15 protein-coding genes are annotated in these 14,697 nt (G+C 35.6%); 13 read left to right on the top strand and 2 right to left on the bottom strand.

Annotated features, from left to right (window positions below):
* Positions 1–27 precede the first annotated feature (27 nt).
* Positions 28–726 (bottom strand): class I SAM-dependent methyltransferase, encoded by a 699-nt coding sequence (locus CA834_RS05990; RefSeq protein WP_094967782.1) that lies wholly within the window; start codon positions 724–726, stop codon positions 28–30.
* Between the two features lie 81 nt (positions 727–807).
* On the opposite strand from CA834_RS05990, the gene CA834_RS05985 reads away from it, so the two are divergent.
* From CA834_RS05985 to CA834_RS05965, 5 genes are all read left to right on the top strand, one after another.
* Positions 808–1,302 (top strand): YkgJ family cysteine cluster protein, encoded by a 495-nt coding sequence (locus tag CA834_RS05985; RefSeq protein WP_094967781.1) that lies wholly within the window; start codon positions 808–810, stop codon positions 1,300–1,302.
* A 47-nt stretch (positions 1,303–1,349) separates the two neighbouring features.
* On the top strand, positions 1,350–2,249 hold the full coding sequence (locus tag CA834_RS05980; RefSeq protein WP_094967780.1) for a hypothetical protein: 900 nt from the start codon (positions 1,350–1,352) through the stop codon (positions 2,247–2,249).
* Positions 2,250–2,258: 9 nt separating this feature from the next.
* Positions 2,259–3,101: a sterol desaturase family protein gene (locus CA834_RS05975; RefSeq protein WP_094967779.1), complete on the top strand. Its 843-nt coding sequence runs from the start codon at positions 2,259–2,261 to the stop codon at positions 3,099–3,101.
* 28 nt (positions 3,102–3,129) lie between these two features.
* Complete coding sequence (locus CA834_RS05970; RefSeq protein WP_094967778.1) at positions 3,130–3,963, top strand: glycerophosphodiester phosphodiesterase family protein; 834 nt, start codon at positions 3,130–3,132, stop codon at positions 3,961–3,963.
* Between the two features lie 146 nt (positions 3,964–4,109).
* Positions 4,110–4,547: a hypothetical protein gene (locus CA834_RS05965; protein WP_094967777.1), complete on the top strand. Its 438-nt coding sequence runs from the start codon at positions 4,110–4,112 to the stop codon at positions 4,545–4,547.
* Here CA834_RS05965 and CA834_RS05960 read toward each other — a convergent pair.
* A complete protein-coding gene (locus CA834_RS05960) occupies positions 4,544–5,827 on the bottom strand; it encodes an exo-beta-N-acetylmuramidase NamZ family protein (RefSeq protein WP_094967776.1) in 1,284 nt (427 codons plus the stop codon). The genes CA834_RS05965 and CA834_RS05960 overlap by 4 nt on opposite strands.
* 9 nt (positions 5,828–5,836) lie before the next feature.
* Between CA834_RS05960 and CA834_RS05955 the strand changes: the two genes are divergently transcribed.
* The 8 genes from CA834_RS05955 (at position 5,837) to CA834_RS05920 (ending at position 14,538) form a co-directional block, all read left to right on the top strand.
* Positions 5,837–7,069, top strand: coding sequence for an ABC transporter permease (locus CA834_RS05955; protein ID WP_094967775.1), 1,233 nt, complete (start codon positions 5,837–5,839; stop codon positions 7,067–7,069).
* An 83-nt stretch (positions 7,070–7,152) separates the two neighbouring features.
* Positions 7,153–8,133: a PLP-dependent cysteine synthase family protein gene (locus CA834_RS05950; RefSeq protein WP_094967774.1), complete on the top strand. Its 981-nt coding sequence runs from the start codon at positions 7,153–7,155 to the stop codon at positions 8,131–8,133.
* 72 nt (positions 8,134–8,205) lie between these two features.
* Positions 8,206–9,477: a DUF2851 family protein gene (locus tag CA834_RS05945; protein WP_094967773.1), complete on the top strand. Its 1,272-nt coding sequence runs from the start codon at positions 8,206–8,208 to the stop codon at positions 9,475–9,477.
* 12 nt (positions 9,478–9,489) lie between these two features.
* The gene (locus CA834_RS05940; RefSeq protein WP_094967772.1) at positions 9,490–9,717 is read left to right on the top strand and encodes a PspC domain-containing protein; all 228 of its coding nucleotides are present in this window, start codon (positions 9,490–9,492) and stop codon (positions 9,715–9,717) included.
* 3 nt (positions 9,718–9,720) lie between these two features.
* Positions 9,721–10,743 (top strand): potassium channel family protein, encoded by a 1,023-nt coding sequence (locus CA834_RS05935; RefSeq protein ID WP_094967771.1) that lies wholly within the window; start codon positions 9,721–9,723, stop codon positions 10,741–10,743.
* 98 nt (positions 10,744–10,841) lie between these two features.
* Positions 10,842–12,464 carry an alanine/glycine:cation symporter family protein gene (locus CA834_RS05930; RefSeq protein WP_094967770.1) on the top strand — a complete coding sequence of 541 codons (1,623 nt, stop codon included), beginning with the start codon at positions 10,842–10,844 and terminating at the stop codon, positions 12,462–12,464.
* 15 nt (positions 12,465–12,479) lie between these two features.
* The gene (locus CA834_RS05925) at positions 12,480–13,355 is read left to right on the top strand and encodes a ComEA family DNA-binding protein (protein WP_094967769.1); all 876 of its coding nucleotides are present in this window, start codon (positions 12,480–12,482) and stop codon (positions 13,353–13,355) included.
* Between the two features lie 16 nt (positions 13,356–13,371).
* A complete protein-coding gene (locus CA834_RS05920) occupies positions 13,372–14,538 on the top strand; it encodes an acyl-CoA dehydrogenase family protein (protein ID WP_094967768.1) in 1,167 nt (388 codons plus the stop codon).
* Positions 14,539–14,697: the final 159 nt, after the last annotated feature.

Here is a 14,697-nt window from a genome sequence, read left to right as displayed (position 1 = left end):
GTGTCGCTGTCTATATTTTAGCTTTATTTAAGTGGTAATTTTCGCTAAATAATCGAAATGGTTACCATCCATAACCTTTTCGCACTGCAAACCTGTCGCTAGGCAGGCTCTTTTTAAAGTTTGGAAATCGAGATAAAGCCATTTCATGGGTATTTCTGTTTCTCCTTTGTAGCTTATGAAATAATCTAATTCTCCATAATAGTTTTGATTTAGGTCTAACCAAGTTCCACCGTCCTCATCTTCGTACATGTATTTTATATCCGAAGAATCAATTAGGATTTGGCCTTTTGGGAGTAATAGCGATTTTAAATGATGAAGATAGGTCGTAACCTGAGACAATTCTTGGAAGATACCTGTACCGTTCATTAATAATAAAATGGTATCAAACTGTTCTGTTTCTTCCAAAAGCGGCTTCAAACTGATATTTTTAATTCCACGTTTTTTAGAAACCTCAACTGCACCTTTAGAGGTGTCAATGCCTTTGACATAGAGCCCCTTATCTTGAAGCCATAGCGAATGACTTCCAGCACCACAGCCCACGTCTAATGTGCGTCCTTTGGCCATTTTAAGAGCTTTTTGTTCTATTTTGGGCATATCTTCGAACCCTCTAAAAAGATATTCCAGGGGTAAGGTGTCTTCATTAGATATGTGGGTCCATGTAACGATATCTTCTTTGCAGGTATCGTTGTGATAGTCCAGTAACGCTTTGCCAAAAATGTCTTTCATGGTTATTTCTTGTGAAAGTAGAACTCTTTTTCTGAGGGTTGAATTGTTTCAACATCTCATCAAAATCGTTATTTTTACATTATGCAAGACAAAATCAATAATCTTCCTAAGTTGGCTAAAGATAAGCATAAGGAAAACAAAACCTTTTTTGCTAAATTAAAAAAGAAGCCACCCAAACAATTAGATTATCTGATGCAAGAATTGCATCAAAAGGAATTTGAACGTACGGACTGTCTAAAATGTGCCAATTGCTGCAAAACTACAGGTCCTTTGTTTACGGATAAGGATATCAGACGTATTTCTAAATATTTAAGGATGAAAGAGCAGGAATTTATCGATCAATACCTAAGAATTGATGAAGAAAAGGACTATGTGTTGCAATCTGTACCCTGCGCGTTTTTAGATGCTGATAATTACTGTTCTATTTATGAGTTTAGACCAAAGGCCTGCCAAGAATTTCCTCACACAGACAGGAAAAAGTTTCAACAAATTTCAAACCTAACCTTGAAAAACGTCGCTATTTGCCCTGCTGCATTTAATATTGTTGAGGCTATGAAAAAACGAATTGATTTATGATATACATGTTCGGAATAATTTTTGAGGAAAGGAATTAAACCTATTTTATGAAGACAAAATTTATCGCATCACTCGTAGCAGTATTTTCTTTTTATTTATCGCATAGCCAAGAATGGATGCGTTCATTACCTATAGCCCAGGATTTGGCGATGGCGCAGAATAAAATGGTTTTGATGGTCTGGGAAGATATGACCAAATATAGGTACCCTGTTTTAATAAAAGATAAATATGGACGGAACAGACTTGTTCCTAATTTATTTACCAATGAGCGTTTGAGTCCGATCATTTGGGAAAATTTTGTCCCTGTAATCGTTAATGAAAATATGTATGAAAGTTTATTTCTTAAAATTAAAAATAAAAGAAAGCAAAGCTACATTGATAAATTTAATGACAACTCTATTAAAATAATGGATATAAACGGGAATATTTTAAATACAAACCCAAACACCGGAGATTATGAAAATATAAGCGTTCTTTTAAATAAATATGCCCTCAACACAACATATTTGGCGTCAGAATTAAAAAATTACCATGAGCAGAAGAACTTTTATTCAGCTTATTTTTTAGCGGCGAAGTATATGGATTTTTCATTGTATTTTGGTGATGATGTTCGTGCTGAAATTTTAAGACTATCAGAAATATATTCTGATGAGGCCAGTTCTTTTTTAATAGCCGAGCCTTTAGAGGATAGGCTAGTACTTGAACAAAGGTTGGCTTTATTAGAATCTAAAAATGATGTGATTGCCGGGAAACCTCAAAGGGCATATCGAAAACTAAAACGCATTAAGAAAGACGGTGTTTTGGAAGCAAATCAACCTATGTTTGTGTTTTTAAGTTTTACAACCCACATGATCACAAAGCGGTATGATAAAGCACGAGCGTTGAAATCTAGTCTTTCTTCTGTAAATTTGAAAAAGGCCCAGAAGATTATTAACATCAATAAATAACTAAGAGATTTGGAAACAATAATTCAATATTTTGAAACTATTCCCTCCTCTCATAGGAGTTTAATTCTAGTTGGGGGACTTACAGTATTTTGGTTGATAGAAAGTGGGATACCATTATTTAAGTTCAAATACAAAAAATGGAAACATGCCATCCCAAATCTGTTTTTTACTCTCACAACCGTAGTCATTAATTTTGGATTGGCTTGGTTGTTGTTGGGTACGGCAGATTGGGTGAAAGTTAACGATTTTGGTATAATCAATTGGTTGCCTGAAATGCCGCTATGGCTATATGCTCTGATAGGAGTGTTATTATTGGACTTTTTTGGGGCGTATTTGCCACATTATGTTGAGCATAAGGTTAAGCCCCTTTGGATGGTACACCTTGTGCATCACACCGATCACAATGTAGATACTACTACAGCTAATAGGCATCATCCTATTGAGAGCCTTATAAGGTTTGCCTTTACCTTGTTTGGTGTATTTATAGTCGGTACACCAATAGCTTTGGTGTTCTTATACCAATCCTTATCCCTAGTGTTTTCACAATTTACTCATGCCAATTTAAGGATGTCTAAAGGACTGGACAAAGCCCTGAGCTACGTAATCGTTTCTCCAGATATGCACAAAACTCACCATCATTATAGATTGCCGTATACAGATTCCAATTATGGAAATATCTTTAGTATTTGGGACCGTATCTTTGGCACATATATGTATTTAGACCGTGAAAAATTGGTTTATGGTGTTGATGTTTTTCCAGATGAAAGCAAAAATAGTCATGTAGGCGAATTGTTAAAACAGCCCTTTCAGAAATATGAAAAACCAACACTTTCTTCGGAGTCTGAAATCTAAAGGGCTAATTGTTTTGTTCTTGGTTTTTATGAACTGTATTTCCAATACCACATTAGATATCCAAGGGCACAGAGGATGTCGAGGCTTATTGCCTGAGAATTCACTTCCTGCATTTGAAACGGCTATTGATTTAGGCGTTAATACCTTGGAATTAGATATTGCCATAACAAAAGACAAGAAAGTTGTTGTCTCTCATGAACCCTTTATGAGTAGAACTATTTGTTACGATCCTAGTGGAGAGGAAATTCCGGAGGAAATGGATATGGCCTATAACCTATTTGAAATGACGTACAATGACATCAAAGCTTTTGATTGTGGCACTAAATTTCATCCAGATTACCCCAACCAAAAAAAGAGTTCAGTTTATAAACCCTTATTATCAGAGGTTTTTGAACTGGTTAAATCCAAAAATGCTAAGGTTAATTTTAACATTGAAATAAAATCAAAGCCATCTTACTATGGTATTTATACGCCTTATCCAGAAGAGTACGTAGAGATAGTACTTGAAGAAATAAGGCAAAATGATATGTTTAACGCTGTCAATCTGCAATCTTTTGATTTAAACGTTCTTGAAGAAATAAAAAAGCAATCACCCGAAATGAAAGTCGCATTGTTGGTTGATGAAGGTGAAGACATTAATGAAAAATTGAACAAACTATCATATAAGCCTGAGATTATAAGTCCTTTTTTTAAACTTTTAACTTCTAAAATAGTGAAGAATTACCACGCTGAAGGATACACAATAATTCCATGGACTGTAAATGACGTGGAGGATATGGAACAGGTGATTTCTTTTAAAGTTGACGGTATCATTACAGACTATCCCAACAAGCTTTTAAAGCTTACTGCAAAAAGCTATTAACAATAGTGTTGAAATAATAACCTTTCTTCTGGTTTTTTGAACACTTTGTAGGATTTTTTAGATAAAAGGTTTAAAATCTATTATGTTTAAATAGGATTAATTAATTACTGTTGAGTAAACCGAAAAGTTTAACTTAATAGTATACCTTGAAAAATTTAATTCGTATCTGTCTTGTAGTAATACTTTTACTACTCTTAAGTATTTCACTTCAGGCGCAAACCCATTTTGCTAAGCTAGAGAAGAACAGGAATATCCAAGCCAAGGATTTGGTGCATCAATTAAATGATACTAGAGATACCCTTATTCTTAAAAGCACAAGAAAAATAAATTACCTGTATACCATAAATAAATCTTATGGCAGGGAATACGATTTATACATCAATTCAAACTCTTATAAATTACCCTTGAATAAGCTCTCTAAAGGAAAGCATGTGATGGTTGCCGTGCAATCGCCAAAACGTATTGTGTTTGTTGTACATGTATACGGCGAGGACCAACAAACCGCTCAGGGCCTTGGTTTATCTGAAAAATCTGATATAACAAAGCCAGTTGCATTAGCTAACGTAGAGGATGATAATCACTAATCAATGTAAATAGTGTATTTGGCACGCATAAGGCGATATGAATTTAAGCCCTCCTCCCAACTTTTTTTTATGTCTTCCTCTGACCAGCCATTTTCAATCTGTTGTTGTAAGCTTTCGTTACCGGCTAGGTTTGTAAAAAAACTATTGAAAAAGCCTTCTTCAGATGCATTGACTTTATTTGCATTATAAAATGAAAGAAGCCAGCCAAGGTTTAAGTTATTCAATTTTTTGTGGTTGGTTAAATCATATCCATAACAAGGCTTGCCTTTGTGTTTTGGGTATTTAGCACCTTCATTTGGTTGTGGTGTAAACTCATAGTCATGTCCCTCTATTTTGAAATTGGGTGAGCCAATAATTTGAAATTGATTTTCAGTACCTCTTCCAACACTGATATTGGTGCCTTCAAAAAAACAGAGACTTGGATATAAGTTTATGGCCGTGTCATTCGGAAGATTTGGTGATGGTTTTATAGGTAAACTATAGGGTGTTGTATGACTGTAATTCTTAACGCTTATCACTCTGACCTCGTCGCACTTAATATTATTTTTCAGCCAACCTTCGCCATTAATCATCTTGGCGTATTCGCCAATCGTCATTCCATGTACAACAGGCACAGGATGGATACCAACAAAACTTTGGTGTTCTATTTCAAGTACTGGACCATCAATATAATGTCCATTAGGGTTAGGCCTGTCTAAAATTAAAATAGGGATGTTCTTTTCAGCACAGGCTTCCATGACATAGTGCAATGTAGATATGTAGGTGTAAAATCGGGCGCCTACATCTTGAATATCAAAAACCAAGATATCTAAATCGTTTAAGTGTTCTTCACTTGGTTTTTTGTTTTCACCGTAAAGAGAAATAATAGGAAGGCCAGTCTTTGTGTCTATACCATCTCTGACAATTTCTCCTGCATCTGAGGTACCTCTAAAACCATGTTCAGGAGCAAATACTTTCTTTATAACTATATTTAGACTGAGCAGCGAGTCAACCAAATGCGTATATTCTTTAATTTTAGTAGCGGAATTGTTGTCATTTTTAAATATAACAGACGTCTGGTTTGCTACAAGACCAATGTGTTTACCCTTTAAAATAGGAAGGTAAGCTTCGGTCTGGTTAGCCCCAACAATAATGGAACTATCATTTTTAACTGTTGTTTGGCTTAATCCTGAACCCTCTTTATTACCTGATAGACCAATATCAGATTTTACCTGATTAGCACAAGAAATAGCTAAGGAGACAAATAATAAAACTGTATTTTTGAAAACCTTTAAACGCATTTTTCAGGTTTGAATTTAGAGTTGTTTATAGCTAAACGCATTATTAGTAGTAAAGCGTATAAAAGTAGTGTATCAGCACCAATAATTAAAATTGGTATTGCTGCTATTGCTATAGGGGTAATCGTTATGCTCATTGCCATAGCAACAGGGTTGGGCTTGCAACAAAAAATAAGAGATAAGGTAGTAGCGTTCAATGGCCATATTGAAATCACAAATTATGATACCAATGAGTCAGATGAGTCTCAGGTACCAATCTCTTTAAATCAAGATTTTTATCCAGAATTTAAAACGGTAGAGGGTGTGAATCATGTTCAGGCTGTGGCTACAAAATTTGCAGTAATCCGCACCGAGTCTGATTTTGAAGGGGTGGTCGTTAAAGGTGTGGGCGCCGATTTTAATTGGCGTTATTTCGAAGAATTCCTAGTCGACGGACGCTTACCAGATTATTCCGGTAATCGCAATGAGGAAGTCTTAATTTCAAAGTATCTCGCCAAAAGACTAAATTTTAAAGTTGGGGATAGGTTTCAGACCCTATTTGGCGAGAACTTAAATAAATTACCTAGAATCATAAATTTTGAAATAGTTGGTATTTACAATTCAGGTTTTCAAGAACTGGATGAAAAGTTCTGCTTTGCTGACTTAAGGCATATTCAACGTTTAAACAAATGGGAAGCTGACCAAGTAGGAAGTTTTGAGGTTTTTATTGAAGATTTTGATGATATCGAGGCTAAATCTAGACAAATTTATCGCGAAATCCCATCTTTGCTCAATGCTACACCTATCACACAAAAGTATTATACGGTGTTCGAGTGGATAAAGATTTTCGATAATAATACTTATGGTATTATAATCATTATGATTGTTGTGGCGGGCATAAATATGATTACAGCTTTACTTGTATTAATATTGGAACGTACGTCTATGATAGGAATATTAAAAGCTTTAGGAAGCACAAATTGGTCTATTAGAAAGGTGTTTTTATATAATGCGTCCTATTTAATAGGTTTGGGCTTATTCTGGGGAAACTTAATTGGCCTGTCCTTACTTTTTATTCAAAAATACTTCAAGCTATTTCCGCTTAATCCTGATACGTATTACGTGAGCGAGGCTCCTGTATATGTAAGTTTAGATTATATTGTTCTATTGAATATCGGAACCTTTTTAGCGTGCTTATTTATGCTTTTGATTCCATCAGTCATAATTTCGAGGATTTCACCCGTTAAGGCTATTCGATTTGACTGACAGATATTACCGTCTAAAACATAACTAATAATTAACGGATAAGTCCTTACAAATCTTTTAAATTTGCAGACTTTTAAGTTACTATGGATTACGCAGAAAATATTCTTGGCACCATTGGGAATACACCATTGGTTAAAATGAACAAGCTAACGGCGGATTTACCATGTTTGGTGCTTGCTAAATATGAAACCTTTAACCCCGGGAATTCGGTAAAGGATCGTATGGCATTGCAGATGATAGAAGATGCTGAAGCTGATGGTCGCCTAAAACCAGGAGGTACTATCATTGAAGGAACTTCAGGTAATACAGGGATGGGATTAGCCTTAGCTGCAATTGTGAAGGGTTACAAGTGTATTTTTGTAATAAGCGATAAACAATCTAAAGAAAAGATGGATATTCTTAGGGCTGTTGGAGCGGAAGTTGTTGTATGTCCAACAGAAGTAGAGCCTGATGACCCAAGAAGCTATTATTCCGTTTCTAAACGATTGGCCGAAGAAACACCAAATGCTTGGTATGTCAATCAATATGATAACCCAAGTAATTGTAAGGCACATTTTAAGACTACAGGTCCGGAAATATGGAGTCAAACAGATGGTAAGGTTACCCACTTTGTAGTTGGTGTAGGAACTGGTGGTACCATCTCAGGGGTTGGTAGTTATTTAAAAATGAAAAACCCTAAAATTAAAGTCTGGGGTATAGATACTTACGGCTCTGTGTTTAAAAAATATCACGAGACAGGTATTTTTGATGAAAATGAAATTTATCCTTATGTTACAGAAGGTATTGGTGAAGATATCTTGCCGGCAAATGTAAATTTTGGTGTTATTGATGGTTTTACAAAAGTTACCGACAAAGACGCTGCAGTTTACACACAACGTTTAGCCAAGGAAGAAGGTATGTTTTTAGGAAATTCCGCTGGTGCGGCTATTAAAGGGGTCTTACAATTAAAGGAACATTTTAAGCCAGAGGACGTTGTAGTGGTTTTATTTCACGACCATGGAAGTCGCTATGTTGGAAAAATGTTCAATGATGAATGGATGCGCAAAATGGGCTACATTGATTAATTTGCAATAAAGTCATCGACTTTTGCAGCGAAGTGCTTGTATTGTTTAGGTTGAGTTTTATAATTTAGGCTTATGCAAGAAGAGTTCTTACATTATGTATGGAAATACGGTACATTTAATACCCTAAAACTTAAAACTACACTTGGGGAAGATGTTACAATAAGAAATCTTGGCCAACACAATCTTAATTCTGGCCCCGATTTTTTTAATGCTCAATTAATTATTGGTGAACAACTTTGGGCTGGAAATCTTGAGATTCACGTTAAATCATCCGATTGGTACCTGCATAATCACCAACAAGATAAGACCTATGACAACGTTATTCTTCATGTCGTTTGGGAGCACGATTCGGATGTTTTTAGAAACGATAATACTATAATCCCAACTTTGGAACTTAAGCGATATGTTGATAAGGGACTTCAACATAAGTATCGTGAATTAATGTTGTCAAAATCATGGATCAATTGTGAAGCCCAATTCCCTGAGGTTGACGACTTCTTGATCTCTAACTGGTTAGAGCGACTTTATATCGAGCGTTTAGAGCAAAAATCAATAACCATTGAAGGCTTTTTGGAAAAATCCAATAACAATTGGGAAGCTGTTCTGTTTAAAATGCTTCTTAAAAACTTTGGTCTTAAAATCAACGGTGAGGCTTTTTTAAGTATTGCCAACTCTGTGGATTATAGCGTTATTAGAAAATTAAGGCATAATGACCTAGAAATAGAAGCCTTGCTTTTTGGACAAGCCGGATTATTACAGGACACTATTGAGGACTCTCACTTTCAATTATTAAAAACGAAGTATGAATTCCTTAAGGGTAAATATAAATTAGACAGGTCGGGGATGATTCCTGTGAAGTTCTTTAGACTTAGACCACAAAATTTCCCCACCATTAGATTATCACAATTTGCGAGTTTGTACCAATCCCGTGAAAATCTATTTTCAAAAATCGTGGATGTTAATTCGCTTGACGACTTTTATAAGATATTGACTGTAGGAGTTTCTGAATTCTGGAAGTCACATTATACCTTTTTAAAGAATTCAAAAACATCAAGAAAACAGCTCACCAAGTCATTCATTGACTTATTGGTTATAAATACCATTATTCCAATTAAATTCAGTTATGCTAAATCTCAAGGAAAATCAATAGATAAAGAGATTTTTAAGTTAATCCAAGAATTGAACATTGAAAACAACACCATCGTATCAAAATTTTTAGATTACAAACCCTTTAAAAAAAATGCCTTAACCTCTCAAGCACTTCTACAAATGAAGAATGCCTACTGCGATAAAAACAAGTGTTTAAACTGCGCAATTGGCAATAGTCTAATCATTAAAAATTAATTACATTGCAATATGAAATTGTTCTATGAACTTTTACTGTATTTCCAGAAACGAGGATACTATGTTTGCCAGCGTATAGCAGATCGTTTGGGCATTAGAGCTAAAATTGTGAGGACCTCATTTATGTATCTCACTTTCGTAACTTTAGGCTTTGGGTTTGCGCTGTATTTATTCCTAGCCTTCTGGATACGAATTAAAGATATCATTTACACTAAGCGCTCTTCGGTATTCGATTTATAAATTATGAGCAATCCCTTAATACGACTATTTCGTTCTAAGATTTACACAGCACTGATAATGCTGCTCTTCCTTATGTGTGTAGGGGTTTTAGGCTATAAACTAATATCGGGTTACGATTGGGTTGATGCTATTTATATGACGGTCATTACCATTACCACAGTTGGTTTTGCCGAAGTCAATCCGCTTGATACTGCATCAAAAATATTTACGATATTTTTAATTTTAGCAAGTGTTGTCATAGTGGGTTATGCCATATCAATCATTACCGAATATATTTTAAGTCGAAATAATTTTGAAGATATAAAACAACGAAAGATGCAGAAGAGAATTAACTCCATGTCAAACCATATTATCATATGTGGTTTTGGTCGCAACGGGAAGCAGGCAGCAAGGAAATTACTGGCTTACAAGAAACCCTTTGTTATTATAGAGCGTGATAGGGAAATTATTGAAAGGTTTCAAGAAGATGATATTGCTTTTGTGCAAGGTAATGCTAATGATGACGATACATTGAAAGAAGCCGGTATTGAAAGAGCGAGCACCTTAATAAGTGCCTTACCAAATGATGCCGATAATTTATTTGTTGTACTGTCCGCACGCCAAATAAATAATAAAATGGCTATTATAAGCAGAGCTTCAGAAGAAACCTCATACAATAAACTCAAATTAGCAGGGGCCAACAATGTAATTTTGCCAGATAAAATAGGCGGTGATCATATGGCATCTTTGGTAGTCATTCCAGATTTGATTGAATTTATTGACAACCTCGGTATTGTAGGTGAAAGAAATATCAACGTAGAAGAAGTTAAGGCTGAACAGCTTTATGATACACGCAAGATTAAGACTATAAGAGAGCTCGACCTAAGAAAAAAAACTGGGTGTACAGTCATTGGATTCAAAGATGAACATGGGGATTATATTGTTAATCCAGAGGCAGATACTAAACTTGTGCCTGGTTCTAAAATTATTGTATTAGGAAGGCCAGAACAGATTGAAACCCTTAATTCCGAATATGATCTTGCCTAGATTTTAAATCCATTTTAACGTATTAGTCTTTAAAAACTCGTTTTTTTTTAGCATCTTGGCGGCTTATTAAAAACAAAAACTAACTAACAGATAACCCCATGAAGAAATATCTTCTATCTATTTTTGCACTAATATTACCGCTTCTTAATTATGCCCAAGAAACCGTCTCTGAGAAAATAGATGCTATCTTTAAGGACTACACAGGTTGGTTCGTAGATGCCATCTTCTATGAAATACCATTTTCAGAACAATACAAGATTCCTTGGGTACTTATAGTATTAGTTGGAGGGGCCTTATTTTTCACAATTTATTTTAAGTTTATCAATATCACTGGCTTCAGAACGGCTATCAAGGTAGTGAGTGGGAAATATGAAGATATTGAAAAACATGGTGCAGATACTTTGTATGGTGACAGTACACCAAATGAGGGAGAAGACATTATAGAAACTATAAGGGATGAAAGTGCTGACGGTGAGGTGTCTCATTTTCAGGCTTTAACGGCAGCATTGTCTGCTACTGTAGGTTTAGGAAATATTGCCGGTGTTGCAGTGGCCCTGTCCATAGGGGGTCCTGGGGCAACGTTTTGGATGATATTAGCTGGTTTATTAGGTATGGCATCCAAGTTTGCTGAATGTACGCTTGGTGTTAAATACCGTGACGTAGGGGAGGATGGTACTGTTTATGGTGGACCTATGTATTACCTCACCAAAGGTTTAAGAGCTAAAGGTATGGGTGGTCTAGGTAGGGTACTTGCTGTGTTGTTTTCAATTTTTGTAATAGGAGGTTCTTTCGGGGGTGGAAACATGTTTCAGGCAAATCAGGCTGCAGCTCAATTTGTCAAGCTTTTTGATTTAGAAGGCTCAAATGCTGGTCTGTATTTTGGACTGGTGATGGCTGTTTTGGTAGCAATTGTTATTATTGGAGGTATAAAACGAATAGCTAAGGTTACTGAAAAAATTGTTCCGTTTATGGCGGGCATTTATGTATTAGCGGCATTAATTATTCTGGGTGCTAATTTCACATTAATAGATGATGCATTTGCATTGATATACAAAGGGGCATTTTCTGGACTTGGAATTGCTGGTGGACTGGTTGGCGTTATGATTCAAGGAATTCGAAGAGGTGCTTTCTCAAATGAAGCTGGTGTTGGTTCAGCAGCAATTGCCCATTCAGCGGTGAGAACAAAGTATCCAGCTTCAGAGGGCATAGTGGCACTCCTAGAACCATTTGTTGATACGGTGGTCATTTGTACCATGACAGCTTTGGTTATTGTAATAACAAATTTTGATGGTTCTTTTATGGAATACGGTGTGGAAATTAAGGAAGGTGTTGAAATTACCGCAACAGCTTTTGATACTGTAATTCCTCACTTTTCTGTTATATTGACCGTAGCAGTAATTTTATTTGCCTTTTCTACTATGATTTCTTGGTCCTATTACGGTATGCAAGGTTGGGTGTTTTTATTTGGAAAAGGTAAAGTATCCGATTTAGCCTATAAGATTTTATTCTTGATTTTTGTCGTAATTGGTGCTTCGATAAGTTTAGGTGCTGTAATCGACTTCTCAGATGCAATGATATTCGCAATGGTAGTACCTAATATTATAGGTGTAATTATGTTGTCGCCTATTATAAAAAAGGAACTTAACAAGTATTACAAGGCTATAAATGTTAAGGAAGAAGCTATAGAGGAAGGTGCAGATGATTTAAACGATGTTTTATAATTAGAAAACCAAACTATGAAATCCCATTTCCAATTCTCTAACCAAGAACGAAATGGGATTTTTTTATTGCTTGCTGTCATTGTTAGCGCACAATGCTTTTATTGGTTCTCAGACGATGCAGACCCTCCTTTAATAGAAGACCTAGAGGAAATACATAGCTTCAGAAAAGAGTTAGATTCCTTAAGGATAGTTGAAATCGAAAAGGGACAACCACAAATTTATCCCTTTAACCCTAATTTCATTACAGATTACAAGGGCTATACACTGGGAATGTCTAATGAGGAAATTGACAGGTTGCATAACTATAGGGAAAGAGATCAATGGATAAATTCAAAAGAACAGTTTAAGACAGTTACTGGTATTTCAGACTCTTTATTAGACAAAATATCACCTTATTTCAAATTTCCTAGCTGGGTAAATAAGCCCAGACAAAAAAATCAATCTGCGCCCAATTCCTATACTTCATTTGATAAACCAAAAACCTTTGACCAAAAAATAGATCTCAATAAAGCAACGGCTTTACAATTGCAAAAGGTATATGGGGTGGGTGAAAAACTTTCTCAAAGGATCATGAATTACAGGGATAAGTTTGCGGACGGATTTCATGACGATATTGAACTGACCGAAGTTTATGGCTTAACCACAGAGGTTATTGAACGTATTAAGCAAGAGTTTACAGTAAAAACCCCAAGGCCAATAAAAAAGCTAAACCTGAATACGGCAACGCGAGATGAATTGGTAACCATTAAGTACATTGATTATGAAATAGCCAACAGTATTATTGAGGAAAGGACCTTACGAGAAGGCTTTAAATCTTTTGAGGAATTAACAAAAGTTGAACAATTTCCAGTAAAAAAATTAGAGATTATTAAGTTATATTTGCATTTGTAAATAAAATCATTAAAAAATGCCGAATCTATACTTTACCGAAGAGCACGAAATGTTTAGAGAAAGTCTACGTGAATTTCTACAAAAAGAGGTAGTCCCTTATATAGAAAAATGGGAAAAGACAGGTCAGATAGAACGCTTCATTTGGAAAAAATTTGGCGATATGGGCTATTTTGGTTTAGCTTATCCTGAGAAGTACGGTGGTCTGGATTTGGATTTATTTTATACGGTTATTTTGCTAGAGGAATTACAACGAATAAATTCAGGTGGTTTCGCAGCAGCTATTTGGGCACATGTTTATTTAGCAATGACTCATATCAATAAAGAAGGTGATGAGGCAATTAAGGAAAAATACCTCACGGCAAGCATTAGTGGCGATATGGTGGGGTGCCTTTGTATTACTGAACCCTTTGGAGGAAGTGACGTTGCAGGTATGAGAACAACAGCAGTTAAAAAAGGAGACACCTATGTTATAAATGGTTCAAAAACATTTATTACAAATGGCGTATACAGTGACTACCTGGTTGTTGCAGCTAAAACAAAGCCAGAACTAGGTAATAAGGGTATTAGCATATTTGTAATTGATCGTGATACACCTGGTATTTCTGCCACCAAATTAGATAAATTGGGTTGGCGCGCTTCTGATACTGGAGAAATTGCGTTTGATAATGTTGAAATCCCAGTATCACATTTAATGGGGGAGGAAAATCAAGGCTTTCCATATATAATGCAGCATTTTGCTTTAGAACGCTTAATTATGGGAATCAATGCCCACGCAAGAGCTGAATTTGCTTTGGAATATGCGAAGCAGTACATGAGCGAAAGAACTGCATTTGGTAAAACAATCGATAAGTTTCAAGCCTTAAGGCATACTTATGCCGACTGTGAGACACAAATGGAGATTTGCAAACAGTTTAATTACTATGTGGCCAAGCGATTGGATATGGGGCATTACGTTGTTAAAGAAGCTACAATGTCTAAATTACAATCCACAAAAATGGCAGATGATGTTATTTATCAATGTCTTCAATTTTTAGGAGGTTATGGGTATATGGAAGAGTATCCTCTCGCTCGTATGTCTAGAGATAGCCGTTTAGGGCCTATCGGTGGCGGCACTTCTGAAATTTTAAGGGAAATTATCGCCAAGATGGTGATTGACGAGAAAGATTATAAGCCAGTGACATAAGTTGTTACGCAGATTGGCGAAAGTTGTCTCAGATTATTGCCAACATGGTAAGAGACGACAAAGACTACAAACATCAACTTAAATTTTCAATTTCGATTGTAATTATTTTACAAACATCATATATTTGCGCCGCAATTTTTAAAAGAGAGGAGGTTAAGA

Source organism: Winogradskyella aurantia (assembly GCF_002266855.1).
Lineage (GTDB): Bacteria > Bacteroidota > Bacteroidia > Flavobacteriales > Flavobacteriaceae > Winogradskyella > Winogradskyella aurantia.
The sequence above is the reverse complement of the archived record's forward strand: the minus strand, read 5'-3'. Positions and strand labels throughout refer to the sequence as shown.